Consider the following 20445-nt stretch of genomic DNA (forward strand, 5'->3'; position numbering starts at 1 on the left):
GCATTGCAGCGCAAGATCAAGAAAGAGGCGTCGCCTGCCCTATTCCAAGCTATCGTTCCTCCCCTCGGTCAGATTTGCCTTCCGGCTCGCTCCCAATACGGATCGCGCAGCCGCCGCTTGAAGATCTTGCCGGAATCCTCGCGCGGCAATTTATCCTGGATTTCGATGTGCCTGGGCACCTTATAGTCGGCCAGCGAGGCCTTCAGCCGCGCCTTGATAGCGCCGACATCCAGCACGACGCCGGGCTGCGGCTCGACCACCGCCATGAGCGCCTCGCCGAACTCCGTGTCGGGGATGCCGAACACAGCGCAATCATGCACGCCCGGCACGGCATGCAGCACCGCCTCGATCTCGGCCGGATAGATGTTGACCCCGCCGGAGATCACCATGTCGCGCTTGCGGTCGCACAGGAACACATAGCCATCGGGGTCCATGTAGCCGACATCACCCGAGGTGATGAAGCCGTCGCGGTCGATCTCGGCGCGCTTCTCCGGCTTGTTGTGATAGGTGAAATCCGGGTTGCCCGCGATGCGCGAATAGATCTCGCCGATCTCGCCCTGCGGCAGGATGCGCCCGTCCTCGCCAAGGAAGCGCAGCTCGGCGCCCGGCGAGACCTTGCCGACGGTGCCGGGCTTCTTCAGCGCGTCCTCGGAGCTCGCGAAGGTGACTGCGCCCGATTCGGTCGAGCCGTAGAATTCGTAGATGACCGGCCCCCACCATTCGATCATCGCGCGCTTGACGTCGGCCGGGCACGGCGCCGCGGCGTGGATGATGTGACGCAGCGACGACATGCCGTAGCGGCTGCGTACCTCCTCGGGCAGCTTCATCAGGCGGATGAACATGGTCGGCACCATGAAGATGGTGTCGATCCGCTCCACCTGGATGATACGGAGAAACTCCTCCGGCTCGAACCGCGGCATCAGCACCAGCGCGCCACCGAGCCGTCCGGCACGCAGGCCGAAGGCGTTCGGCGCGGAATGATACAGCGGTCCGGGCAGCAGCGCGCGCGAGCCCGGCTTGAGTCCATAGATCAGCGCCCGCATCCGTTCGGCCGAGGCCGCCTGCTCCACCGTCGGCGCATTGCGCCGGACGCCCTTGGGATGACCAGTCGTGCCGGAGGTGTAGATCATGTTCTGCGGCTGCGGCACCTGCGGCCCCTCGTAGGGGCCCTGTTGCGCCAGCCAGCTTTCCAGGTCGGTCGCGAACTCAGGTGTCGCGAGCAGATCCGGGCCGATCCTGTAGTTGGACAGGATCTCCGGCGGCGTCGGGACGCTGAGCACGGTGATGCCGGAGGGAATCAGGCCGCGAAGCTGATGCAGCAGATCGGCGTGGCCGATCAGGACCCGCGTCGCGGAGTCCTTGAGGATGTAATCGATCTCCTCCGGCTTAAAGTGCCAGTTCACCGGCACGCCATAGGCGCCGAGCCGCATCGCGCCGTAGGCCGCCTCGATGAAGGCGATGTCGTTGCGCATCAGCATGCAGACGCAGTCGCCCTGGCGCACGCCGAGCTGCGCGAGACCGCTCGCGATCCGCGCGGCGCGGTCGGCGATGTCAGCGTGGCTGCGCCGGCGTTCGCCGGAGATGATGCCGCAAAACAGGGAGGACGTTTCCATTGTTATTGCCTTGTCCGATCTGGCGTCGGTTCGAGTTTCCGCCGTCATTCCGGGGCGATGCGCAGCATCGAACCCGGAATCTGGAAATTGTTTGGCTCAGCTCCTTCGGGGCTGCCCGCAAGGAGGAGGCTAATCTACAAACTTGGGCGCACGCTTTTCGATGTTCGCCCGCACCGACTCCAGCTGGTTCGGGCTGCCGATCAGCTTCTGCTGCTCGACCGATTCCGCGAGCAGCGCCGGGCCCGGATCGACCGAGAGGTTGTTCAGCATGCGCTTGGCGGCGCGGATCGCATCCGGATTTTTGCCTGCGATCTCACGCGCCGTCTCCAGCGCGGCGGCGCGCGGATCGGCGCAGATGCGCGTAACGAGGCCGTAAGCCTGCCCCTCTTCCGCCGAAAACACGCGGCCGGTATAGGTCAGCTCGCGCAGGATGTCGTCGCGCATCAGGGTCGCCAGGATCGGCGTGCCCGCCATGTCCGGCACCAGACCCCATTTGATCTCCATGATCGACATCTTGGTGTCCGGTGCGACGTAGCGCATGTCGGCGCCGAGCGCGAGCTGGAAGCCGCCGCCATAGGCCACGCCATGCACTGCAGCAATCACCGGCACCGGCAACTTCCGCCAGCCCCACACCGCCTGCTGGGCGAAGTTCGCCTTGCCGTGGGTGCGAACGGTGAGGTCGCGCTTCTCGCCGCCGGGTATGCCGTTGCCGCCGGAGTCCTTCATCGCCGCGAAGCGGCCCATGTCGAGCCCGGCGCAGAAGGCGCGGCCCTCGCCGGACAGCACCACGGCGCGCAGCCCCTTTTCCTTCGCCAGCCGCTCGGTGGCCGCCACCAGCGCCTCGAACATCTCCATGTCCAGCGCATTCATCTTGTCGGCGCGGACCAGGCGAACGTCGGCGACGCCGTCCTTGATCTCGATCGCGATGCGGTTGTCCATCGAGCGGTCTCCTCACGAATGTCTTTGTGACTTTACAGAAGGCTGTCGGAGCGATTTAGTCAATCGACCAATTAACTCACAACATGTCAGGCGGAAACTCTCCCATGTTCAAGGACAATCTCCTCGAAGGTCGGCGCATTCTGGTGACCGGCGGCGGCACCGGCCTTGGCAAAGCGATGGCCGCACGCTTCCTGCAGCTTGGCGCCGAAGTGCATATTTGCGGCCGGCGGAAAATCGTCTGCGACGAGACCGCGACCGAACTGATGGACCTCTATGGCGGGCGCGTCACCAGCCACGGCGTCGACATCCGCAATGCGATGGCGGTCGAGGAAATGATCGAGGCGATCTTCCAGGAAGGCGGCCTCACCGATCTCATCAACAACGCCGCCGGCAATTTCATTTCCCGCACTGAGGAATTGAGCCCGCGCGGTTTCGACGCGGTTGCCAACATCGTGATGCACGGCACGTTCTATGTGACGCATGCCGTCGGCAAGCGCTGGATCGCAGCGATGCAGCCGGGCAACGTCGTGTCGATCACGGTCACCTGGGTGCGCAACGGCTCGCCCTATGTGGTGCCCTCGGCAATGAGCAAGTCGGCGATCCACGCGATGACGATGTCGCTCGCCACCGAATGGGGCCGCTACGGCATCCGCCTCAACACCATCGCACCCGGCGAGATCCCGACCGAAGGCATGAGCAAGCGCATCAAGCCCGGCGACGAGGCCGGCGCGCGCACCAAGGCGATGAACCCGATGGGTCGCGTCGGCACCATGGAGGAGTTGCAGAACCTCGCGGTGTTCCTGATCTCCGGCGGCTGCAACTGGATCAACGGCGAGACCATCGCGATGGACGGCGCCCAGGCGCTGGCGATGGGCGGCAACTTCTATCAGCTGCGCGACTGGAGCGACGACGACTGGACCAAGGCCAAGGAGTCGATCAAGGCGCAGAACGAAAAGGACCGCGCGACGCGCACGAGCTGATGGCCCAATCGCCCGGTTGATCGGCGACGTGCTCTCTGTAGACTGATCGAGAGATGCTTGCTCCGGCGCAATCCGGGGCGAGGACCACGACAAGACATCGAACAAAGAAAAAGACGTAATCGGAGGGGAAACATGTCCGTCTCGACGGCAACGTCGACGCTCGTCGACGTCGTGCGCGACAGAGCGCAAACGCTGGGCTCCGCCACCGCATATGAGTTCGAAGGCCGCGTCACCAGCTTCGCCGAATTCGACCGCAAGACCAACCAGGTCGCCAACGCGCTGAAGGCGCTCGGCATCAAACAGCACGAGCGGATCGCCTATTTCGGCAAGAACAGCGACATCTATTTCGAGCTGCTGGTCGGCGCCATGAAGGCCAACGTCGTGATGGCGCCGGTGAACTGGCGCCTCGCCGGTCCCGAGGTCGCCTTCATCGTCGAGGACTGCAAGGCGCCTGCCCTGTTCGTCGGTCCCGAGTTCATCACGATGATCCGCAACATCCGCGGCCAGATTCCGAGCGTGCGGCACATCATCACGACCGAAGGCGGCGCGCCGGAATGGCAGGACTACACGGCCTGGCGCGACGCGCAGAGTGCCGACGATCCTGGCGTAGCGATCACGCCGCGGGACATCGCGCTGCAGCTCTACACGTCCGGCACCACCGGCAAGCCGAAAGGCGCGATGCTGTCGCACGCGAACTTCCTCAACCTGGTGAATACCGGCAATCCCGAGGAGAAACCGGACTGGAACAAATGGTCGACCGACGACGTCTCGCTGATCGCGATGCCGATCTTCCACATCGGCGGCTCCGGCTGGGGCCTGATGAGCCTCTACCACGGCGCCCGTGGCGTCATCGCGCGCGAGTTCGATCCCACGAAGATCCTCGACTTCTTCGAGCAGTCCGGCATCACCAAGCTGTTCATGGTGCCCGCCGCGATGCAGTTCGTGGTGCGGCAGCCGCGCGCGCGGCAGGTCGATTTCTCGCGGCTCAAATACATGCTCTACGGCGCCTCGCCGATCCCCGCTGCGCTGCTGAAGGAATGCATCGAGGTGTTCAAATGCGGCTTCGTGCAGATGTATGGCATGACCGAGACCACGGGCACCATCATCGCGCTGCCGCCCGAGGATCACGTCGAAGGGCTGGAGCGGATGCGCTCGGCCGGCAAGCCGCTGCCGGGCGTCGAAGTCGCGATCATCGATCCCTTGGGCAATCCGCTGCCGCCGCGGCAGGTCGGCGAAATCGCCACCCGCTCCGGCTCCAACATGACCGGCTACTGGAACCTGCCGGAGGCGACCGCACGCACGCTTGGCAGGGACGGCTGGCTGCGCACCGGTGATGCCGGCTACATGGACGAGGACGGCTACGTCTACATCCACGACCGCATCAAGGACATGATCATCTCCGGCGGCGAGAACATCTATCCGGCCGAGGTGGAGAGTGCGATCTGCGATCATCCTGACGTCGCCGAAGCCGCCGTGATCGGCATTCCCGACGAGAAATGGGGCGAGGCTGTCAAGGCGATCGTCGTGATGAAGCCGGGCAAGCAGGCGACCGCGACCGACATCATCAACTTCACCCGCACCCGCATCGCCGGCTTCAAGACGCCGAAGACCGTCGACTTCCTCGACGCCCTGCCGCGCAATCCCTCCGGCAAGATCCTGCGGCGGAATCTGCGCGACCCATATTGGGCGGGCAAGGACCGGCAGGTGAATTGACAACCGGCGGTGTTCTCGTTGCGACAGCCTGGATCGCGTCGCTGGCGCTCGCGATGACGTGGAGAGAGCGCGCACTCTCTCCACACCGTCATTGCGAGGCGCCCTTGCGCCGAAGCAATCCAGGGGCCAAGTGACAGGTCTGGATTGCCGTGCTGACGCTCGCGATGCCGCCACGCGATCAGGCCGCGCTCACCGCTTGTTCGCCCCCATATAGCCAAACAGGAACCCCGCCACCTTGCGCATCTGGATCTCCTCACTGCCCTCGGTGATGCGATAGCGGCGGTGGTGGCGGTAGATGTGCTCGAACGGCTTGTGGCGCGAATAGCCCATGCCGCCATGCACCTGGATGGCGCGGTCGGCGGCCTCGCAGCACAGACGGTTAGCCCAGTAGTTGCACATCGACACCTTGTCGGAGAGCGTGTGCTCGACCTGCGCCTGGGTGAGCTGGTCCATCTCCCACGCGGTCTTGCGGATCAACAGCCGCAGCATCTCGGCCTGGGTCGCCAGCTCCACCAGCGGCCACTGGATCGCCTGGTTCTCCGCCAGCGCCTTGCCGAACGGCTTGCGCTCACGCGCGTAATTGACGCTCTCGTTGATACAGTAGACGGCCGCACCGAGCGAGCTCGCCGCCTGGCGGATGCGGTTCTCGTGCACGAAGCATTGGGCCAGCGACAGCCCGCGCCCGACCTCGCCGAACAGCGCGTCCTCCGGCACGAACACGTCGGTGAAGCTGACGCGCGGATGGTCGGTCGGCATGTTGAAGGTCCAGAGATATTCCTCGACCTTCACACCCTCGGTCTTGGCCGGCACCAGGAAGCAGGTGATGCCGCGCGCATCGCCGTCATTGCCCGAGGTGCGCGCAAACAATGCGCAATGCGTGGCGACGTGCATGCCCGTGGTCCACATCTTCTCGCCGTTGATCAGCCAGCCCTTGACGTTGTCGCGGGTCGCCGGGACGGCCTTGGTCTCCATATGAGTCGCATCCGAGCCGTGATGCGGCTCGGTCAGGCCGAAGGTGATGCGGTACTTGCCGGTGATCGAGCCGTCGATCATCGCCTTCTGGTCGTCACGGCCGTAGCGGTCGAGCATGGTCACGATCGGCAGATTGCCGACGATCGAATGCTCGTTCTGCAGGTCGTTGTGCAGGCCGAGGCCCTTCGACGCGAAATGCTCGCGGATTACCGCCATCCAGAGGTTCGAGCCGTCCTTGCCGCCATAGCGTTTCGGGATCGCGAAGCGCAGATGGCCGGCCGCGTCGGCGCGGTCCTTGGCCTTGCGCAGCAGCCGCTCCCAGTCATGCCGCGGCAGGCCGCCATTCTCGAAATCGGTGCGCGCCCATTCGCGGCGATGATCGAAGAAGCGGATGTTGTCGTCCGCCTGCTCCAGCGGCTTGATCTCGGCGTCGATGAAGCGGTCGAGCTCGTCGAGATAGGCGATCAGTTCCTTCGGCAAGGAAAAATCCATGGCGTGTCTCCCTGTGCGTGTCGTTGTTGTTCTTGCTCTTGGTCAGGCCAGCCCGCCGCCGCGTGCTTGTGGCGCGCGGCGCGGTTGCGTATTTGGATGACCGCGCGCGCGGCGCAGGCGCTAAGCTCGCGCACGGCAGCCAATCAGAAACCAGGAGGAACGGTCGATGGAGCTGAAATTCTCGAAGGTCACGCGCAAGGGGCCGATCACAATCGTCACCCTTGCCCGTCCCGAGGTCTACAACGCGCTGCATACCGACGCACATTACGAGCTGGAGGCGGTGTTCGACGGGTTCGCCGCCGATCCCGAGCAATGGGTTGCGATTGTCACCGGCGAGGGTGACAAGGCGTTCTGCGCCGGCAACGACCTGAAATGGCAGGCGGCCGGCGGCAAGCGCGGCTGGGGCCGAAGCGGCTTCGGCGGACTGACGTCGCGCTTCGATTGCGACAAGCCGCTGATCGCCGCCGTGAACGGCGTCGCGATGGGCGGCGGCTTCGAGATCGCGCTGGCCTGCGACCTGATCATCGCCTCCGAGAATGCGACCTTCGCGCTGCCCGAGCCGCGCGTCGGCCTCGCCGCGCTCGCCGGCGGCCTGCAGCGGCTGCCGCGCCAGATCGGCATGAAGCGCGCGATGGGCATGATCCTCACAGGCCGCCATGTCGCCGCCAGCGAAGGCCACGAGCTCGGCTTCGTCAACGAGGTGGTGCCGCGGGGCGAGGCGCTGGCGGCCGCCGAGCGCTGGGCCGAGACCATTGCCAGGAACTCGCCGATGTCGATCCGCGCCTCCAAGCAGGCGATCGAGAAGGGCCTGGCGGTGTCGCTGGAGCAGGCGATCACCGAGCAGCGCGACTACCCGGCGGTCCAGGCGATGATTCATTCGCAGGACTACATCGAGGGACCGAAGGCGTTTTCGGAGAAGCGGCCGCCCAAGTGGCTGGGGCGGTAGAGCCTCACCGAGCTCGTCATTCCGGCGCGCGCGCAGCGCGAGCCCGGAATCCATAGCCGCGATCATGCCTATGGATTCTGGGCTCGCGACTGCGTCGCGCGCCGGAATGACAGCGCGGGTCTGCCTCCACTCCGTCATGGCCGGGCTTGACCCGGCCATCCACGTCTCGCGGCAGATTCGTGAGAGGATGGATGCCCGGGTCAAGCCCGGGCATGACGACGGAGAGTTACACGTCATTCGTGCCTCCCCGCCTCGCGCTTGTAGGATGCGTAGTTCGGCTGATCGACGGCGAGCTTGTCGAGCGTGGTCTGCCAGAGATGCTCCTTCAGACCCGGCGTCGCGAGATCGACAGCACCGCTCGCAATCTGCTCCGCCAGCGCGCGATTGAGGTCGAGCAAGGCACCGTCCTGTCCCAGCAAATCCTTCAAACGCGCATGCTCTGCAGCCTCCGCGGGCGCCGCCTGTGTCAATTGCCGCACGACCAGATCGAGCGCGTTGATGCCGACGCGCAGCTTGAACGCCTGATGTCCCGAGATCAGCGGGGCTACATCGTTGCGAAGAAAATCGGCCACCGCCTGTACCAGCTCGGTCGGAGTCGGTTCGTCCTGCATCAGCCCTCTCCCCGCGGCGCCAGCAGCCGCAGCAGATCGATCTCAGTCTCCGACGCGCGGCGGCCGATCATGGCGCGTTCCATCGAGTGGTCGGGACCCAAGCGAAACCGCTGCATCATGCCGCAGCACATCACGCCCCAGCGCAATGTGCCCATGACCTCCCAGAACTTCACCCTGCCGGCATCGACCTTGCGGCCAGCGGCCTCGTAGCCCGCGTACAGCTCCTCGCGCGAGCCGAAGCCACCGACGGGCTTGTCGATCTCGCCGAAGCGCCAGGAGTTGACGCAGATCCAGCCGAGATCCTCCATGGGATCGCCGAGATGGGCGAGCTCCCAGTCGAGCACGGCGCGCACCCCGTCGGGGCCGATGATGAGATTGCCGTTGCGGAAATCGCCGTGCACCAGCGTGACCTCCGCCGAGGGGCCGGGATCATTGTGCGACAGCCAGCGCAACGCGAGATCGAACACCGGGCGCGGCCAGTCGAAGCTTTGATATTCGCGCGCAAGCTCCGCGATCTCCCTGACCGCGTTCATCTCACGCAACGCCGGCAGTGCCTCGCGCCGAATGCCGTGGATGCCGGCGGCGATGCCGCCGAGTTGGCGCGCGAGACGGGGGCGCGCCTCGGCAAACTCGGCATCGCGCAGGATCTTGCGCGCGATGGTCTCGCCCTCGACGCGGCGCATGATGAAGCCGGCGCCGAGATCGTCCTCCGGCGTCAGCAGGTGCAGCACCTCGGGCGACGGCACCCCGGCGGCACGCGCCAGCCGCATCAGCGCCGCCTCGTTGTCGAGCCCGGCGGCGCGGCCAGGCGCGGCGCCATAGCCCTTCGGCGAGCGGCGCAAGATCGCACCGACATCGCCCGCGGGATGGACGATGTCGAAGCGCCACGTCTCCTGGCTGGCGCCGCCGGAGAGCTTTGCGGCGCCGTGCACGCCGGTCGCCCCCGGCATGAACGAGGCGACGCAGCGGGACAGCTCGGCCTCGATCATTGGCCCTTGAACTTGGCCGGCCGCTTCTCGAGGAACGCGGTGACGCCTTCCTTGAAATCCGACGTGCTGCCGGCGACGCGCTGCGCCTGGAATTCAGCGTTGAGCTGGTCTTCGAACGAGTTCTCGGGACTGTCCCAATACAGCTTGCGGATCTGAGACAATGCGACCGTCGGGCCATTGGCGAGCTCATGCGCGAGCTTCATCGTCTCCTCCTTCAGCGCCGCATCGTCATAGACGCGATTGACGAGCCCCCATTGCAGTGCCGTCTCGGCCGGCAGCTTCTCGCCGAGCAGCGACAGCTCGATCGCGCGCGCCTTGCCGACAAGGCGCGGCAGCAGCCAGGTCGAGCCGCAATCGGGAACGAGGCCGATGCGGCGGAAGGCTTGCAGGAAGTAGGCGGACTTGGCGCACAGGATCATGTCGCCCATCAGCGCGAAGCTCATGCCGGCGCCCGCGGCCGGGCCGTTGACCGACGTCACGATCGGGCAATGCAGGTTGCGCAGGCGGCGCAGGAACGGATGGAAGGCGGTCTCGAGCGCGGCGCCGGCATTGCTGCGGCCGGGCTTGGCCTGCGTGTTGCGGCCCTGCAGATTGGCACCGGTGCAGAACGCGCGTCCCGCGCCGGTGACGACGAGACAACGCACCTCCGCCTTCTTCTCCTCGATCTCGTCGAGTGCCTCGGCGAGCCCGCCCAGCATGTCGATCGAGACCGCGTTCATCACCTCCTGATGATCGAGCGTGAGGACGGCGACGGGCCCGTCGAAATCGAGCGTGACGTGCTTGAACTGCATGGTTTCCTCTCAAGAGCTTTTCGAGCGCTGCATTCTTTACGGCGGAAATTCGCTGCATCGCCCGGTTCGTGCAGCATATTTGATTTTTGCGCTGCGCTTGTCCATGGTTGGATCATCCCAATAACTGAAGCGGCGCGCAGCGCACTCACATCATCACGGAAACGTCCGAGAGAACCCCATGAACATGTTCGACCTCACCGGCCGCGTGGCCGTCGTCACCGGCGGCAATGGAGGCATAGGCCTCGGAATCGCCCAGGCACTTGCGTCCAGTGGCTGCAACGTCTCGATCTGGGGCCGCAACGCCGAGAAGAACAAGGCAGCCGCGGCCTCGATGGCGGCTGGTCCCGGCAAGGTCGACACCCGGGTCTGCGACGTGACGAGCCCTGCTTCCGTCAACGACGCGATGCAAGCGACGCTCGACGCCTTCGGCCGCGTCGACGGCTGCTTCGCCAATGCGGGCATCGGCGGCGGCGGCCGCAAGCCTTTCATCGAGCGCAGCGAGGAGGAATGGCGCACGATGTTCGCGACCAATCTCGACGGCGTCTTCCACGCCTTCCAGGCTGCCGCGCGGCACATGACGGCCCGGGCGGAGGCCGGTGATGCGTTCGGCCGCCTGGTCGCCACCTCGAGCCTCGCCTCGCTGTTCGGCACCGCGCGCAACGAGCACTATGCCGCGACCAAGGCCGCGATCAACGCGCTGTGCCGCGCGCTCGCGGTCGAGCTCGCACGCCACGGCGTCACCGCGAATGCGATCCTGCCCGGCTGGATCAGGAGCGACATGACCGCGGGCATCATGGGCAATGAGAAGTTCGTCGCCAACGTCATGCCGCGCATCCCGGTGCGCCGCTTCGGCGAGCCGTCGGATTTCGGCGGCATCGCCGTCTACCTCATGAGCAAGGCGTCGTCCTATCACACCGCAGACTGCTTCGTGATCGACGGCGGCTATACCGCCTTCTGAGCGGCAGCAGCGACCGGTGGGCCGGTGCGCCGGTCCGCCGAACCCGGATTTGTTCCACATCCGTATTCCAAGATTTCCGAAATTTAATGCTGTCCAGGCTGCCACGCCCTCGTGACCTCGGCGTTGTCCCTCATCACATAACGAGGAGAAGCCGAGGGGAAGGAAGCCATGAAGCGAGGCGTGACGGTTTTGGCCTGTGTGTCTGCCCTGACTGTGGCCGGCTATTTCGCTATTGCGAAGTGGGGCATCCAGCACGAGAGCCGTGAGTTTTTCGATGCCGAGCGGCAGCGGCCGATCACGGTCGACGTGGCCGTGCGCACGGATTACGAGATGAAGGCCAATGCCGGGCTGTGGCGGCTCCCGGTGGCGATCATCAGCAACGGCAACACCGTCAAGAACACCGAGTATTCCTTCCTCGCGAACGTGTTCGCCGCGCGCGGCTATCTCGTCGCCAGCGTTCAGCAGGACCTGCCGACCGATCCGCCGCTCGTCACCAAGGTCGGCATGCCCTATGTCGGCCGGCTCGACGTCTACAAGAAGGGTGAGGCCAACATCCTGTGCGTGCTCAAGGAGATGAAGAAGCGCCATCCGAATGCCGACTATGAGCATCTGACCCTGGTCGGCCATTCCAATGGTGGCGACACCGCGATGTATTTCGCCAAGGAGCATCCGAACATCGTTTCGCAGGTGGTGACGCTCGACAATCTGCGGGTGCCTTTCGTGATCCGGGACAAGCTGAAGATCCTGTCGTTCCGCTCCGACGATCCGCAGTTCAAGACCGATCCCGGCGTGTTGCCATCGCAGGTCGGCAAGAAGAGCGGTATCGACATCATCAAGACCGAATTTCAGCACACCTGGATGAGCGATCGCGGTCCCTATACGGCGCGGGAGCGGATCCAGGCGACGCTCGACAAATATCTCGGCGGCGACACCACCAGCGAGCTCGCACCGGCAGACACCGACAATCTGATCGTCACCAACGGCGCAGCGGCCCTGCCCTGATCTGACGATACGTCGGCGGGGCGGCATGCGCATGGCAGCGGCGCAATCGCGCAGCCGCCATCGCAGCCGTCAGTTCTGCGGTTTCTTGGCCGGCGGGCCGTTCTTATTCCCCGGCATTCCCTTGATATTCGACGGATCCTGAGCGCTGACGTCCGGATTATGGCGGTTGATCGTGGACGAGCCGACCGTGCCGCCTGTCGTCTCAGTGCCCGGTCCGTTCTTGTTGCCGGGCGCGCCCTGGATGCCTGCTCCGGAATTCTGCACACTCGGCGGCGGCGTGGTCTGCGGGCTGCCCTGCGCCAGCGCGGACGTAGCCGAGACGGCGAACGCGCAAGCAATCAGACTGATCATTGGTTTCATGGCGCGACCTCCATTTGTAGTTGCTGTGCTGTCCGAACGTGGCGCTGGCGGAGCCGTTCCCGGAAACATGGAGTTTCCCGCGCGAGGACGCCGATGTGCGCACCCTCTGCCCGCTTTATTGGCTTCCGGATCGCGTCACGGCCCACTACGGTCGGGGAACCGACGCACCAGAGGCCCCTACATGGAATACCTCTCCACCGATCTCAGCCCGCGCGAGCGCTACAAGATCTTGACCTCCTTCGTGCTGCCACGGCCGATCGCCTGGGTCACGACCAGGGGCGAGACCGGGGTGGTCAACGCCGCGCCGTTCTCATTCTTCAACGTGATGGGCGAGGACCCGCCGCTCTGCGTGTTCGCGATCAACCTGCGGCCGGACGGCCGGACCAAGGACACCCTGGTCAACATCCGCCGCTCAGGCGAGTTCGTGGTCCACATCACCGACGAGCCCCTAGCGCAGGCGATGCACGAGACCGGCGGCGACTTTCCGCCCGAGATCGGCGAGCCCGATCATCTCGGACTCAAGCTCGCACCCTCGCGCATGATCGGCGTGCCGCGGCTGGCGGACGCACCGTTCGCGATGGAGTGCAGGACCTGGCAGCTCATCGATGTCAACGGCGACCGCGTGCTGGTGCTCGGCGAGGGCCTCGCCTTCCACATCCGCGACGAGTTGTGGGACACCGAGAAGATGCGGGTCGAGATGGAGCTGTTCCACCCCGTGGGGCGCATGTTCGCCGACCGCTATTGCCGCACCGACGACCGCATGGATTTCCCGCCGGCGAAGGGCGCCGGCTGAGCGCTCCCGGCCGGACGCCGTCAGTAGGTCGCGGCCAGATAGCCGACGATCTTGTCGACATCGGCCGCGTCGATCGGGGCACCATAGACCTTGATCATCTTGGTGACCTCGGCCTGCCAGAACTCCTTCTTGTTCTGCATCGGCGGCTGCGTCTTGATGTAGTCGGAGGAGTGGCAGGCCGTGCAGTTGCCCTGGACCACGGCGAGGTCCGGCCCCGGCTTGAAGGCGGCAGTCTCCTGCGGAACCTGGTAGTTGACGGGCGCTGCGGTCAGGGCGATGGGGCTGCCCGCCAAGCAACCAAGTCCAGCGGCCAGCGAGGCGATGAGGAACGACATCCGTTGCATGGTCATCCTCCTCAGGCCGCCGTGACGCGGACGGTTTCGACGACATTGCGCAGATAGCCGGCCGGATTCCAGCGCGGCGTCTCCGGCTGGGTTTCGCCGGAATTGCTCGTGGCCCGCACCTTGAGATCATGGGCTCCCGCGGCAAGCTTCACCGGCAGCTTCCACTCGCGGAAGGAATATTTCCCGAGATCCCTGCCGAGCTTGGCGTCGGTCCAGCTCTTGCCGCCGTCGGTCGAGACCGCGACCTGCTTGATTCCCGTTCCGCCGTCGAATGCGATGCCGCGCAGCATTGCCCTGCCCGCCTTGAGCTTTGCGCCGTCGGCGAGGCTGGTGATGAACGAGCGGACCGTGAAGCGGTTGATCGGGATCGTCGCTTTCGGCGTGGTCCCGGGCTCCACGGCGTTGTTCGGCGTGTCCGGAATTCGATAGGCCGATTTCATCCAGAAGCCGTCAAAGACGTTGTCGATGACGGTGATCTCGTTGAGGTGCTTGACCCAGTAGGTGCCGTAGTAGCCGGGTACGATCAGGCGCAGCGGAAAGCCGTTGAGGAACGGCAGATCCTCGCCGTTCATGCCATAGGCCAGCATCACCTCGCCATTCATGGCGTGATCGAGGTCGAGCGCCTTGACGAAATCCGGCGTCCTGTCGATCACCGGGCCGTCCATGCCGCCGAAGGTGACCTGTCTGGCGCCGGCCTGGACACCCGCCATGTCGAGCACGGTCTTCAGCGGCACGCCCCGCCAGCGCGCATTACCCATGGCGCCGTTGCCAAGCTGGCCGCCTGCAACGCGAGGCTCGAAGAAGCCGCGGCTGTTGCCGGAGCATTGGTTGACGGCGACGATCTCGGTCGCCTTCATCTTGCGGATGTCCTTGAGCGACAGCTTGAGCGGCTTGTCGACCTTCCCCTTGATCGCGAGCGTGAACTTGTCCGGATCGAGATCGTAAGGCAGGCCCGCCAAATGATAGCGGACGAAGAAGGCATTGTTCGGCGTGATCACGCCGTCATTGAACACCCCGAATGGCGTTTCGAGTTGCGGCGGCCGGCTGGTCAGGCCGATCATCGGCCGCTTCTGCGGATACTTCACGAGCGGCCGCTCGCCGTTGGCGAAGGGCAACGTCACCGTCTCCCCGGCCAGCGCACGGGTCGTGCCGAAGCTGCCCAGCAAAGCAGCCATCCCCGCTCCCTTGAGCAGATCACGTCTGTCGATCATGGGTCTCCCTCCGGAGTGGTGGTTCTCGCCAGGGGTCATCACCTCGGGACGAGTTGGTCAGGACACGGCATGCATTGCGGCGCCAGATGATTGTTGCACGATTCTCTCGTGACAAGAAAAGACGTGATGTCAGAGATCAAACCATCGCGATTCATCGCACTGCGGCAAAAATGAAGACCGCGCGTGGGTGACGGAGTGCGCACGCGAGTCGTGCCGGCGAAAGGGCGGTTCGCGGGTCGTGTCGTCCTTGCGAGCGAAGCAATCCAGAGTCCCGCGTCGACTCTGGATTGCTTCGTCGCTGCGCTCCTCGCAATGACGGGTGTTAGCCCGGGTGCCTGGATCGTGGCGGATTTGTAGCCCGGATGAGCGGCTGACGTCCGTAGGGTGGGCAAAGCGGCGCCATCAGGCGGCGCGTGCCCACCGGCGGTTGATGTGAGGGAGCGCGGTGGGCACGGCGCGTCGCACAGATGTGAACGCCAACAATGATGGAAGGCGCGCCTTTGCCCACCCTACGACACGACGACCGAACTACCCGCCCTGCCCGATCTTGTCCTGCGTCTTGGTGTCGAAATCGCCGGCGTCGTGGCGCTCGTGGAGCTGGCTCTTGGGATCGCCGGAGACGCGGTTGACCATGCGGCCGCGCTTCACCGGGGTGCGCTGCGCGATCTGGTCGGTCCAGCGCTGGACGTGTCTGTAGTCCTGCACCGAGAGGAATTCGCCGCCTTCGTAGAGCAAACCCTTGGCGAGCGCGCCGTACCACGGCCACACCGCGATGTCGGCAATGGTATAGTCGGGGCCGGCGAGATACTCGCTTTCGGCCAGGCGGCGGTCGAGCACGTCGAGCTGGCGCTTGACCTCCATCGCGAAGCGGTCGATGGCATATTCGATCTTGGTCGGCGCATAGGCATAGAAGTGGCCGAAGCCGCCGCCGAGATAGGGCGCGGCGCCCATCTGCCAGAACAGCCAGGACAGGCATTCGGCGCGCTTGGCCGGCTCGGTCGGCAGGAAGGCGCCGAACTTCTCGGCCAGATAGACCAGGATCGCGCCGGACTCGAACACGCGGATCGGCTCAGGCCCGCTGCGATCCATCAGCGCCGGGATCTTGGAATTGGGATTGATGGCGACGAAGCCCGAACCGAACTGATCGCCCTCGCCGATCCGGATCAGCCAGGCATCGTATTCGGCGCCGCTGTGGCCCAGCGCCAGCAGCTCCTCGAGCATCACGGTGACCTTCACGCCGTTCGGCGTTCCCAGAGAATAGAGCTGCAAGGGATGACGGCCGACAGGCAATTCCTTCTCGTGGGTCGGACCTGCGATCGGCCGGTTGATGTTGGCGAAGCGGCCGCCGCTGGCCTTGTTCCAGGTCCAGACCTTGGGCGGCACATAGCTGTTCTGTTCGGACACGGCAGACTCCGGCATGAGCGTCAGGAGCGAGCGTTTTAGGCGCATATGCCGTCGAGCGGAAGCCACACCGCGCGCGGGCGCCATCAGCATTTTCTGCATTGCGCGGTCGAACCTGCGATGACAGAACGGAGACAAGACAACAATGACGGTCCGTCATGGGCCCGCTCCTGGAAACGCCGATGACTGCAACTACCCTGCCCCCCGACCGCATTCCCGTGATCGTCGGCGTGGGCGAGATCGTCGATCGCCCGAAGGACATTCGCGACGGTCTGGAGCCGCTGGCGCTGCTCGAACAGGCGATCCGCCGCGCGGAAAATGACGCGGGCGCCAAGCTCGTCCATGACACCGGCTCGCTCGACGTCGTCAACTTCCTGAGCTGGCGCTACCGCGCCCCCGAGCAGCTTCTCGCGCAGCGGTTGGGCGTCGCGCCGGCGCACTGCCATTATGGTCCGGTCGGCGGCGAGAGCCCGATCCGCTTTCTGCACGAGGCCGCCTTGCGCATCGCGCGCGGCGAATGCGAGGTCGCCGTGGTCTGCGGCGCCGAGGCGCAATCGACCGCGACCAAGGCCGAGCGTGCCGGCATCACTCTGCCGTGGACGCCGTTCGCCCATGATGTCGAGGAGCCGAAGCGCGGCGCCGCATTCCAGAAGCCGCTGGCGGTGAAGCTCGGCGTGTTCCGTCCGGTCTCGGTCTATCCGTTCTACGAGGTCGCGAGCGCGGCAAAATGGGGCCAGACGCCGCGGCAGGCGCTCGCCGAATCCGGCGAGCTGTGGTCGCGCTTTTCGGCGGTCGCCGCCTACAATCCCAACGCCTGGCTGAAGCGGCACTTCGCGCCCGACGAGATCACGACGCCGTCGGCCGACAATCGCCCGATCGCCTGGCCCTACACCAAGCTGATGGTCGCCAATCCCATGGTCAACATGGGCGCGGCGCTGATCCTGACCAGCCTCGCCAAGGCGCGCGCCGCCGGCATCGCCGACAGCCGCATGATCTATCCGCTCGGCGGCGCATCAGCGGAGGATCCGCGCGACTATCTCACGCGCGACCAGTTCGCCGAGAGCCATCCGCAGAACGCTGTATTGCGGGCTGCGATGAACATCGCCGGTGGCAGCGGCGCCGCGTTCGACGCCATCGAGCTCTACAGCTGCTTTCCCTGCGTGCCGAAGATGGCACGGCGAACCCTCGGCCTCGGCGCCGACGTCGAGCCCACCGTCACCGGCGGGCTGACCTTCTTCGGCGCGCCGCTCAACACCTACATGACGCATGCCGCCTGCGCGATAGTGCGGCGGCTGCGCGGCGGCGCCAAGCGCGGCCTGCTGTACGGCCAGGGCGGCTTCGTCACCAAGCATCATGCGCTGGTGATCTCGCGCGAGCCGCCGTCGTCCCTGTCACAGGAGGTGAGCGTGCAGGCCGAGGCGGACCGGCACCGCGCCGTCGCGCCGGAGTTCGTCAGCGAGGCCAGCGGCGGCGGCAGGGTCGAGAGCTTCACCGCGCTGTTCGATCGCAACGGCGAGGTTGAGCATGGCGTGGTGATGCTGCGCACCGAGCAGGACGCGCGCACGCTGGCGCGCGTGCCGGCGCAGGACGCAGCCACGCTGGCGCGGCTGATGGATCAGGACAGGTCGCCGGTCGGCTTGCTCGGCACGATCACGATGGCCGCGGATGGCGTGCCGGAGTGGCGGGCGAATTAGTCCGCTTCCGTCACCTCACACCTCCCGCGCCTCGTGCTGCCAGCGTGCATAGGCCGTATCCCAATCAGGATCGCGCTCCGCCACGAAGCCGAGCGTTCGGCCGCCGCCGAGGTCGCGGAAGCCGATCATGGCGCGCCGGTGCGCGCCGCTTCTGACATAGACGCGCATGCTGGCTTCGTCGGTCCAGACCGTCAGCGTGTGATAGATGCCATTCACCGGACGAAGCTCGACGCGCAGATTTCCGGGAGCGGCGCGCGCCTGGCGGACGGCGCGCAGCGTGTGCCACCAGAATCGCGCCAGCCGAGTGAGGCCGCGATGCGGGCGGAAGCCGGTGACGGACACGTAGACGCTCATGGCGCGCTCCTGGATCGCACCCCGTCGCGGGGGGAACGGTCGCGCCGGCGGGTGTGAGCACAACGCTGCTCACCGCGTCCTGGATGTCGGCGCGCAGATCACGGTCCGGCGGTCAGCGCCCACTTCGCCTGGGCTTCACGTCGGCAGGCACCGTGCCGGTGGTCTCCTCAGCCGCCGGGGGCGAGCTGTTGTCGCCCGCCAATTGCCGGTCGCGCTTGAGCGCGACGGCCTCATCCCGCCGCGCGGCCGCAACCGCCGATTCCGGATCCAGCTTGAGCGCCTGGTTGAAGTCGGCGAGCGCGCGGTCGTAGCTTCCCTTTTCCAGCCACACCGCGCCGCGGTCGCTGTACGTCGCGGCATCGTTGAAGCCCATGCGCACGGCGTGGTCGAGATCGACGAGGGCCTCGTCCAGATCTCCCTTGCGCTGGAACGCCAGTCCACGATCGTGAAACAGCATCGGGTTGTTCGGATCGAGCCGGATCGCCCGCTCATAATCGCCAAGCGCCCGGTCGAAGCGGCCCATGCGGACCAGATCCCTGGCGCGGTAGCGATAGAGATCGGCATTGCGGGGCGCGAGCCGGATCGCCTCGTCGAGATCGGCGACGGCCCCTTCGACATCGCCCTGGCGGCTGCGGTCCATCGCGCGCTTCACCAGGGATGCGGCGGTCATCGGTTCGGCCGGGACGACCGGCTCTGCGGCTTGCGGCGCAGGCGCCTCCATCGCCGGGGGCTGCACCGGCAGCACGGCTCCGGTCGCATCCTGGACGGCAGGCGCCGGGATGGTCTCACCTGCGACCTTGCGCTGCGGCGCGGATCGGGCCTGCGGCGACGGTGTCACGATCGAGCGCGTCGCCTGCCTGCTCATCCAGTCACCGGCGGAGGGCAACAGCAGAATCTCGAGGCCGATCAGGATCGCGCTGAGCACGGCGGTCGCCGCGGTGAACTGCAGGATGGCGTCCCAGCGCTCGCGGCGGACGCGATCGCGCTCGGCGGCAAGATCGGCGTCGTATTCGGCGCGCAGGCCAGGGTCGCGCAGCACGTTGTAGGCGACGATGATCATCTTGAGCTGATGCTCCGACGCCGCATCGGCGCCGCCCCGGAGGTCGGGATGGTGCGCCTTGGCGGCCAGGCGGAACGCCCGCTTGATCGTGTCGAGATCGGCCCGCGGCGATACGCCGAGCACCTCGTAATGCGTCTTCATGGTGCGATCCCGTGCCTCTCTACCGAGGCCGGTTCGGGATCACGCGGGGAGCAGGTCGAGCGCATAATGGGCGCCATCGCGGGTGAGCCTACCAAACGCGGCCCACGGAAAATGAGATCCACAAACCAACATCTTTTCTGCAACGATACGATCGAGCAATCTGCGCCGGCTGACCTCGGCAGCCGGGCCGTCCTGGTCATACGCGCCGTGCCATTCGGGATGGCGCAGGCACAACGCCGGCACATAGGCGGTGTCGCCCGAGATCATCAGTTGCTCCGCTCCGGAGCTGAGATGAAAGGCGGTGTGCCCCGGCGTATGTCCGGGGACGCTGACGAAGCGGATGCCCGGCACCACCTCGTCCTCGCCCTCGACCGGCAGCACGTTCTTCCACCCCGGGATCACGCTCTGGATGCGGCGCGCCAGCGACTGCCGCCACGGCGGCAGCCGGCTGGTCAGAGATGCGTCGGTCCAGAACTTGTATTCGGCCGCGGCCACGATGATCTCGGCGGTGGGAAACACCGGCGCGTTGGTGTCCTCGCCAAGCAGTCCGAAGATGTGATCGGGATGGAAGTGCGAGATCAGGATGGTGTCGATGTCCTCCGGGCGAATGCCGGCTGCTTTCAGATTGTCCAGCATGCGACCTGAAATGAAGATCGAGTCGGAATTGTAGCCCTGCACCTGGCCGCCGCCCCCGGCATCGCATAGCACGGTCTTGCCCTTCAGCCGCACCACGAAGGTGGAGATCGGGATCGGAACGAAGGCGGAGCTCAGGCCGGCGGCTCGCAGTGCCTGCTTGACGTCGCCGATGCTGGCGTTGCCGATGAAGCCGGCCTCCTGCGGCTTTTCCCAGATCCCGTCATAAAGGGCGATCACCTCGGCCTCGCCGATCGTGATCCGGCGATAGCCGGGCGCGGGATCCTCAGTGCGGCGGCGCGGCTTGGCGGCAACGACGGCAAGCCCCGCATCGAGACCGAGGGCGGCCGCGGCCGTCGCAGCCGATAGCACCAAGGTCCTGCGCGAAGGGCCGCTCGCAATCACATTGCCTGCCACTAAATGTACCGCTGGTTGAATAAATATCTAA

20 protein-coding genes are annotated in these 20445 nt (G+C 65.8%); 7 read left to right on the plus strand and 13 right to left on the minus strand.

What is annotated here, in order from left to right:
- Positions 1–68: 68 nt before the first annotated feature.
- Complete coding sequence (locus tag QW845_RS09355; protein ID WP_315801298.1) at positions 69–1613, minus strand: acyl-CoA synthetase; 1545 nt, start codon at positions 1611–1613, stop codon at positions 69–71.
- Positions 1614–1742: 129 nt separating this feature from the next.
- A complete protein-coding gene (locus QW845_RS09360; RefSeq protein ID WP_315801299.1) occupies positions 1743–2552 on the minus strand; it encodes a crotonase/enoyl-CoA hydratase family protein in 810 nt (269 codons plus the stop codon).
- Positions 2553–2656: 104 nt separating this feature from the next.
- Here QW845_RS09360 and QW845_RS09365 point away from each other — a divergent pair, with 104 nt between their 5' ends.
- Complete coding sequence (locus tag QW845_RS09365; RefSeq protein WP_315801300.1) at positions 2657–3532, plus strand: SDR family oxidoreductase; 876 nt, start codon at positions 2657–2659, stop codon at positions 3530–3532.
- 132 nt (positions 3533–3664) lie between these two features.
- Positions 3665–5245, plus strand: coding sequence for a fatty acid--CoA ligase (locus QW845_RS09370; RefSeq protein ID WP_315801301.1), 1581 nt, complete (start codon positions 3665–3667; stop codon positions 5243–5245).
- A 189-nt stretch (positions 5246–5434) separates the two neighbouring features.
- Here QW845_RS09370 and QW845_RS09375 read toward each other — a convergent pair whose 3' ends face one another.
- Positions 5435–6709 carry an acyl-CoA dehydrogenase family protein gene (locus QW845_RS09375; RefSeq protein WP_315801302.1) on the minus strand — a complete coding sequence of 425 codons (1275 nt, stop codon included), beginning with the start codon at positions 6707–6709 and terminating at the stop codon, positions 5435–5437.
- 166 nt (positions 6710–6875) lie between these two features.
- On the opposite strand from QW845_RS09375, the gene QW845_RS09380 reads away from it, so the two are divergent.
- Complete coding sequence (locus QW845_RS09380; RefSeq protein ID WP_315801303.1) at positions 6876–7655, plus strand: enoyl-CoA hydratase-related protein; 780 nt, start codon at positions 6876–6878, stop codon at positions 7653–7655.
- Between the two features lie 233 nt (positions 7656–7888).
- Here the strand turns inward: QW845_RS09380 and QW845_RS09385 are convergent, their stop codons facing one another.
- The 3 genes from QW845_RS09385 to QW845_RS09395 are packed head-to-tail and all read right to left on the minus strand — an operon-like array spanning position 7889 to position 10046.
- The gene (locus QW845_RS09385) at positions 7889–8266 is read right to left on the minus strand and encodes a DUF6285 domain-containing protein (protein WP_315801304.1); all 378 of its coding nucleotides are present in this window, start codon (positions 8264–8266) and stop codon (positions 7889–7891) included.
- The gene (locus QW845_RS09390) at positions 8266–9255 is read right to left on the minus strand and encodes a phosphotransferase family protein (RefSeq protein ID WP_315801305.1); all 990 of its coding nucleotides are present in this window, start codon (positions 9253–9255) and stop codon (positions 8266–8268) included. Before QW845_RS09390 ends, QW845_RS09385 begins: the two co-directional genes overlap by 1 nt.
- Complete coding sequence (locus tag QW845_RS09395; protein WP_315801306.1) at positions 9252–10046, minus strand: enoyl-CoA hydratase/isomerase; 795 nt, start codon at positions 10044–10046, stop codon at positions 9252–9254. The genes QW845_RS09390 and QW845_RS09395 overlap by 4 nt, the downstream gene beginning before the upstream one ends.
- Before the next feature lie 178 nt (positions 10047–10224).
- On the opposite strand from QW845_RS09395, the gene QW845_RS09400 reads away from it, so the two are divergent.
- Both QW845_RS09400 and QW845_RS09405 read left to right on the plus strand, forming a co-directional pair.
- Positions 10225–11004: an SDR family oxidoreductase gene (locus tag QW845_RS09400; RefSeq protein WP_315801307.1), complete on the plus strand. Its 780-nt coding sequence runs from the start codon at positions 10225–10227 to the stop codon at positions 11002–11004.
- Between the two features lie 168 nt (positions 11005–11172).
- Positions 11173–12006 carry an alpha/beta hydrolase gene (locus tag QW845_RS09405; protein ID WP_315801308.1) on the plus strand — a complete coding sequence of 278 codons (834 nt, stop codon included), beginning with the start codon at positions 11173–11175 and terminating at the stop codon, positions 12004–12006.
- A 69-nt stretch (positions 12007–12075) separates the two neighbouring features.
- Here the strand turns inward: QW845_RS09405 and QW845_RS09410 are convergent, their stop codons facing one another.
- On the minus strand, positions 12076–12366 hold the full coding sequence (locus QW845_RS09410) for a hypothetical protein (RefSeq protein WP_315801309.1): 291 nt from the start codon (positions 12364–12366) through the stop codon (positions 12076–12078).
- A 181-nt stretch (positions 12367–12547) separates the two neighbouring features.
- Here QW845_RS09410 and QW845_RS09415 point away from each other — a divergent pair, with 181 nt between their 5' ends.
- Positions 12548–13159: a flavin reductase family protein gene (locus tag QW845_RS09415; RefSeq protein ID WP_315801310.1), complete on the plus strand. Its 612-nt coding sequence runs from the start codon at positions 12548–12550 to the stop codon at positions 13157–13159.
- A gap of 20 nt (positions 13160–13179) precedes the next feature.
- Here QW845_RS09415 and QW845_RS09420 read toward each other — a convergent pair whose 3' ends face one another.
- From QW845_RS09420 to yghU, 3 genes are all read right to left on the minus strand, one after another.
- The gene (locus QW845_RS09420; RefSeq protein WP_409997888.1) at positions 13180–13509 is read right to left on the minus strand and encodes a cytochrome c; all 330 of its coding nucleotides are present in this window, start codon (positions 13507–13509) and stop codon (positions 13180–13182) included.
- Between the two features lie 5 nt (positions 13510–13514).
- Entirely contained in the window at positions 13515–14714 is a 1200-nt protein-coding gene (locus QW845_RS09425) for a molybdopterin-dependent oxidoreductase (protein WP_315801312.1), read from the minus strand.
- A gap of 528 nt (positions 14715–15242) precedes the next feature.
- Entirely contained in the window at positions 15243–16118 is an 876-nt protein-coding gene (gene yghU / locus QW845_RS09430) for a glutathione-dependent disulfide-bond oxidoreductase (protein WP_315801313.1), read from the minus strand.
- A 179-nt stretch (positions 16119–16297) separates the two neighbouring features.
- Here yghU and QW845_RS09435 point away from each other — a divergent pair, with 179 nt between their 5' ends.
- Positions 16298–17809 carry an acetyl-CoA acetyltransferase gene (locus tag QW845_RS09435; protein ID WP_315801314.1) on the plus strand — a complete coding sequence of 504 codons (1512 nt, stop codon included), beginning with the start codon at positions 16298–16300 and terminating at the stop codon, positions 17807–17809.
- 15 nt (positions 17810–17824) lie between these two features.
- Here the strand turns inward: QW845_RS09435 and QW845_RS09440 are convergent, their stop codons facing one another.
- From QW845_RS09440 to QW845_RS09450, 3 genes are all read right to left on the minus strand, one after another.
- On the minus strand, positions 17825–18163 hold the full coding sequence (locus tag QW845_RS09440) for a hypothetical protein (RefSeq protein WP_315801315.1): 339 nt from the start codon (positions 18161–18163) through the stop codon (positions 17825–17827).
- A 112-nt stretch (positions 18164–18275) separates the two neighbouring features.
- The gene (locus QW845_RS09445; protein WP_315801316.1) at positions 18276–19364 is read right to left on the minus strand and encodes a J domain-containing protein; all 1089 of its coding nucleotides are present in this window, start codon (positions 19362–19364) and stop codon (positions 18276–18278) included.
- A gap of 39 nt (positions 19365–19403) precedes the next feature.
- Entirely contained in the window at positions 19404–20369 is a 966-nt protein-coding gene (locus tag QW845_RS09450) for an MBL fold metallo-hydrolase (RefSeq protein WP_315801317.1), read from the minus strand.
- Positions 20370–20445 lie beyond the last annotated feature (76 nt).

This window comes from Bradyrhizobium sp. SZCCHNS3002, from assembly GCF_032377435.1.
GTDB lineage: Bacteria > Pseudomonadota > Alphaproteobacteria > Rhizobiales > Xanthobacteraceae > Bradyrhizobium.

Excerpts from the sequence above, each read along its gene's own strand:
- QW845_RS09370 (WP_315801301.1), top strand. The coding sequence starts at position 3,665 with ATGTCCGTCTCGACGGCAACGTCGACGCTCGTCGACGTCGTGCGCGAC.
- QW845_RS09390 (WP_315801305.1), bottom strand. The coding sequence starts at position 9,255 with ATGATCGAGGCCGAGCTGTCCCGCTGCGTCGCCTCGTTCATGCCGGGG.
- QW845_RS09365 (WP_315801300.1), top strand. The coding sequence starts at position 2,657 with ATGTTCAAGGACAATCTCCTCGAAGGTCGGCGCATTCTGGTGACCGGC.
- QW845_RS09375 (WP_315801302.1), bottom strand. The coding sequence starts at position 6,709 with ATGGATTTTTCCTTGCCGAAGGAACTGATCGCCTATCTCGACGAGCTC.
- QW845_RS09395 (WP_315801306.1), bottom strand. The coding sequence starts at position 10,046 with ATGCAGTTCAAGCACGTCACGCTCGATTTCGACGGGCCCGTCGCCGTC.
- QW845_RS09360 (WP_315801299.1), bottom strand. The coding sequence starts at position 2,552 with ATGGACAACCGCATCGCGATCGAGATCAAGGACGGCGTCGCCGACGTT.
- QW845_RS09415 (WP_315801310.1), top strand. The coding sequence starts at position 12,548 with ATGGAATACCTCTCCACCGATCTCAGCCCGCGCGAGCGCTACAAGATC.
- QW845_RS09425 (WP_315801312.1), bottom strand. The coding sequence starts at position 14,714 with ATGATCGACAGACGTGATCTGCTCAAGGGAGCGGGGATGGCTGCTTTG.
- QW845_RS09380 (WP_315801303.1), top strand. The coding sequence starts at position 6,876 with ATGGAGCTGAAATTCTCGAAGGTCACGCGCAAGGGGCCGATCACAATC.
- QW845_RS09445 (WP_315801316.1), bottom strand. The coding sequence starts at position 19,364 with ATGAAGACGCATTACGAGGTGCTCGGCGTATCGCCGCGGGCCGATCTC.
- QW845_RS09405 (WP_315801308.1), top strand. The coding sequence starts at position 11,173 with ATGAAGCGAGGCGTGACGGTTTTGGCCTGTGTGTCTGCCCTGACTGTG.
- QW845_RS09410 (WP_315801309.1), bottom strand. The coding sequence starts at position 12,366 with ATGAAACCAATGATCAGTCTGATTGCTTGCGCGTTCGCCGTCTCGGCT.
- QW845_RS09435 (WP_315801314.1), top strand. The coding sequence starts at position 16,298 with ATGACTGCAACTACCCTGCCCCCCGACCGCATTCCCGTGATCGTCGGC.
- QW845_RS09440 (WP_315801315.1), bottom strand. The coding sequence starts at position 18,163 with ATGAGCGTCTACGTGTCCGTCACCGGCTTCCGCCCGCATCGCGGCCTC.
- QW845_RS09400 (WP_315801307.1), top strand. The coding sequence starts at position 10,225 with ATGAACATGTTCGACCTCACCGGCCGCGTGGCCGTCGTCACCGGCGGC.
- QW845_RS09385 (WP_315801304.1), bottom strand. The coding sequence starts at position 8,266 with ATGCAGGACGAACCGACTCCGACCGAGCTGGTACAGGCGGTGGCCGAT.
- QW845_RS09420 (WP_409997888.1), bottom strand. The coding sequence starts at position 13,509 with ATGACCATGCAACGGATGTCGTTCCTCATCGCCTCGCTGGCCGCTGGA.
- QW845_RS09355 (WP_315801298.1), bottom strand. The coding sequence starts at position 1,613 with ATGGAAACGTCCTCCCTGTTTTGCGGCATCATCTCCGGCGAACGCCGG.